This window comes from Actinomyces provencensis (assembly GCF_900155435.1).
In the GTDB taxonomy this organism is placed as follows: Bacteria; Actinomycetota; Actinomycetes; order Actinomycetales; family Actinomycetaceae; genus Pauljensenia; species Pauljensenia provencensis.
Genome location: NZ_LT700216.1, coordinates 1 through 836 on the forward strand (window position 1 = coordinate 1; position 836 = coordinate 836).

Below are 836 nucleotides of genomic sequence, written 5' to 3' on the forward strand. Positions count from 1 at the left end.
CGTCGGGGAGTTCTTCCTTGGCTGCGGTCTTGAACCCGGTGAACCCATCCATGGCGACCACCTCAATCCGGTCACGCCACGCAGCGTCTTGCTGGCTGAGCCAGTCCTTGAAGGCCTTCTTGGAGCGGCCCTCCACCATGTCCAACAACCTGGCAGGACCCCTTCCCTCGCGCAGGGGGGTGAGGTCGATGATCACGGTGACGAACTTGTCGCCCCTGCGCGTGTGCCGCCACACGCTGGGGGCACCTCCCGCAGAGAGCGCAGCGCGCGGGGGAATCGTCCACCCCGATCGTGGTCACACCCTCGAAGCGATGCTCATCGTTGATGAGGACCCTGCGTCCCTCCTCCAGGACGGAGGTGTTGGCGCAGTCCCAGGACACGCCCAGACCCTCAGCGACCCGGGCGACGGTGAGGTGTTGGACGACGATGCCCGCCACGGGCCCAACGCAGTCCGCCCCGGGACAGTTTCGAGCGCGGCTGGGCCGCCCCAGTGGTGTCCTGCCTCCACACACGCCCACACCCCGAACAGCGGTAGCGACGCACTCGCTACCCGCAGTGTCACCGGTCTCCAGCCCGAGGGCTCGTGGGCGAGGCGACGGACCACGGTGTCGCGGGGGATCCCTTCGCACCCACACTCGCGACACCACCGGCTCACTCGTCCACCACCCGGCAGGCCACCTCGCAGCGATCCGGGAGGACTCTCTGGCCCACCACCACGAGGCCGAGGTCATCCAAGCGGGCGAACGTGGTCAGATCAGGGCGCGTGAAGGTAGCGTGGGACACGTCGGGGTCTTTCAGATGGGCTGTGTAGGAACTCCCATCATCGGAAGACCCCG

Annotated in this window: 1 pseudogene; it reads right to left on the minus strand. The window is 67.6% G+C overall.

Annotation, left to right across the window (positions count from 1 at the left end):
- A pseudogene (locus BQ9890_RS14305) lies at nt 1-783 on the minus strand (transposase); the annotation flags it as partial.
- Between the last annotated feature and the right edge of the window lie 53 nt (nt 784-836).